This is a genomic window from Kitasatospora putterlickiae, from assembly GCF_039527695.1.
Taxonomy (GTDB): domain Bacteria; phylum Actinomycetota; class Actinomycetes; order Streptomycetales; family Streptomycetaceae; genus Kitasatospora; species Kitasatospora putterlickiae.
The window spans coordinates 10,140-10,495 of record NZ_BAAAKJ010000028.1 but is presented as its reverse complement, the minus strand read 5'-3'; the positions used below and the strand labels follow the sequence as shown (position 1 = coordinate 10,495).

Sequence of the window (356 nt, the reverse complement as noted above, 5' to 3'; positions counted from 1 at the left end):
CCCGGTCGACGCCTGCGGCGGCCCGGGCCAGCGTGCCGGCGATCCGCGGATCGGCCGCCGCCCAGTCCAGGTCGGCCGGCAGTGGCGCGGCCGGCAGCAGCGACAGCGAGGTGCCCGGCGCGGCCGTCGCCCGGACCGACCCGCGCATCAGGCCGATCAGCACCCGGAGCACCGGGCCGAGCGCCCGGTCCGGGGCGTTCGGCGGCAGCGGTGCCGGGCCGAGGAAGACGTTGACCACCCGGTTGAGGTACTGCAGGCAGAGCGCGGTGCCGGCCAGTTCCGGGAGCAGCCCGGACGCGAACGGCGGCCTGCCCCCGGTGGTGATCCACTCGGTCAGTTCCCCGGCCGTCGGTTCC

General features: G+C 77.8%; 1 pseudogene. It reads right to left on the bottom strand.

The features are described 5' to 3' along the window. Positions 1–356, bottom strand: a pseudogene (locus ABD308_RS03630) (carboxymuconolactone decarboxylase family protein); the annotation flags it as partial.